Source organism: Formosa sejongensis (assembly GCF_033447105.1).
Classification (GTDB): domain Bacteria; phylum Bacteroidota; class Bacteroidia; order Flavobacteriales; family Flavobacteriaceae; genus Formosa.
Window position 1 is genome coordinate 1 of the sequence record NZ_JAWQUN010000050.1, and the last position, 2,275, is coordinate 2,275.

General features: G+C 31.0%; 2 protein-coding genes. One reads left to right on the forward strand and one right to left on the reverse strand.

Annotated features, from left to right (window positions below):
- Positions 1-161 precede the first annotated feature (161 nt).
- Positions 162-572, forward strand: coding sequence for a hypothetical protein (locus tag R6X41_RS19685; RefSeq protein WP_318502065.1), 411 nt, complete (start codon positions 162-164; stop codon positions 570-572).
- Positions 573-726: 154 nt separating this feature from the next.
- Here the strand turns inward: R6X41_RS19685 and R6X41_RS19690 are convergent, their stop codons facing one another.
- Entirely contained in the window at positions 727-1,671 is a 945-nt protein-coding gene (locus R6X41_RS19690) for an IS110 family RNA-guided transposase (protein WP_318502066.1), read from the reverse strand.
- Positions 1,672-2,275: the final 604 nt, after the last annotated feature.

Here is a 2,275-nt window from a genome sequence, read left to right on the forward strand (position 1 = left end):
GATTCTCAAGAAAAACGAGATCAAGTCTCAATATACAAAATAACCTTAATTCTCTCTTTTTGTTCTTTCTGATTGGATACTTAATTTATAACTTATATTTAATAAGGCTAACTTAAGATATACTAACCGTTGGCAAACACTTACCAATCACACTCTGAAAAATGACAAGAACAGAAAAACTAGATAAAATATTATTATTCCTAATTGCAGTTGACGTTAAGGAACTTAAAAAAGAACCTGTAAACAAAAAGATTACAATGGAATTTATAAATGAAGCTTTGTCTGAACTTGAATTAGTTGACTGGGAAATGGATTCTTTAAAAGACGAATTATTAAACGAAGAACTCATTATTGAAAATAATAGAGGGCTTAGAATAACGCAAAAAGGAAAAACTTTTATAACCAGGCAACAAGGTTTTAGAAAAATTGAAAAAATTACCACACAAGAAGATACAATTAGAGAAAAAACAATTGAAAAATTTAGATATGATAAATTTAGTTTTTGGTTTTCTATTATAGCCATATTAATCTCACTATTAAGCTTGTTATGGACAATATTAAAGCCAGAATAGAAACTGGAAAAGCCCATTTTGAATATTTGAATTTCATAATAAATTGAATTTAAAATCTTTCACTTAAAAACGGTGGAAAGAATAAACCGAATTAATAATTTGAAAAAAGCGATTTGCCAACAAAGTACTGTGGTAAAAAACAAGTAAAATCTACTTAATTTTTCAATAATGTACTTCTATAAGAATCTTCATAAATCAATCCCGATTTAGCTATAGCAAAAGCCTGTTTTAAGAGCTTATTGCACACAGCTATTAATGCTAACTTTTTACTCTTTCCTTTGGCAACTATACGCTCATAAATATCTCGGCAAGCTTTGTTGTATTTACATGCATTAAAGCTGCACATAAATAACAGATTGCGTAGTTTCTGATTACCTATTTTACTGATTCTAGGTCGTCCATTTATACTACTTCCACTTTTTCTAATTACAGGTGTTAATCCTGCGTAACTACATAATTCACTTCCGCTTCTAAAACGATCAAACCCATCGGTTAAAACCAATAGCATAACAGCGGTTTTATTTCCTATTCCTGGAATGGTTTTTACGCGAGTTAATAGATCTTGGTACTCTTGTTTTACTAATACTAATAGTTTGTCTTCTAAAGTTTTTAGCTCCTTCTGAACATGCTTTAAACTTCGTTTTAAGGAACTGACTACTACTTTACTTGGATTGCCTAAAACAGTTTCTCCATGTACTTTATTTTTCAACATAGTGCTCTGTTTTGTATATACAGAAAGGAGTCTGGTCATTTGTAGACACTCTGTTTGAACTTTAGAATTTCCTTGCCACAGTTTTAATTCTACCTGTTTTGCATACTCACATATCAGTTTAGAATCACTTTTATCTGTCTTGATTTTAGACAACTTCATTTGTATAAACCGTTTTACTGCTAATGGATTTTCTACAGATACTTTGATGCCTGACTCTAGTAAAAAATAAGCCAATTGGTAGTGATAATAACCTGTCGCTTCCATGACACAATGAGTATCCATATCTAAGAATTTAATAAACTTATTGAAGCCAGAAGTGTTATTTTTAAACTGATAATAATTGCCATCTGAATCTGTAACATCGAATACTAAATGACTAATGTCTATTTATTCATGCGTTTAAATTTTTAGTATGAATTCATGATGTGCTTTGCAGTACAAAATATTTAATATCTTTATTCATAAGAAATGATTTTTGAAAGTACAACCTACGCGAGTTTCAATACTTCGACAAGCTCTGTACAGGCTATAAAATCGAGGTCTAATAGCCTCATAGAACTGTACGAAATCTGTGTAGAAACCGAAGAATGAGGTTCTTGAATACCTTATTAAAACAAATAATTAAAGATGAACAAAAAGAGAGGGGATTTTCAATGTTGACGAGATCTGTAGTCTCTCCGTATATAATAACCTTATTCCTCTCTTTTGTGCTTTCTATTTATATATGTTTAATTTAGTGTTTTTATTGAAATGCTAACTTAAGCCGTGTATAATTAATTGCTGGTTTTAGCTCACTTGGGAAATTCCTTCGGAATTTCGCCGTTCGTGCTTTATTTAGTAAATTCACTGCTTAAACAACGCAACTAATCATAGTGTGCCAAGAATCAACCACGGCAATAAAATGGTTGAATGCTGTAAATAAGATGATGGTAGGTCCATCAGAGTCGTTGTATAGGCGATGGCTCTAAACCACCTAAAGGTGCTGCAATTA

Excerpts from the sequence above, each read along its gene's own strand:
- R6X41_RS19685 (WP_318502065.1), top strand. The coding sequence starts at position 162 with ATGACAAGAACAGAAAAACTAGATAAAATATTATTATTCCTAATTGCA.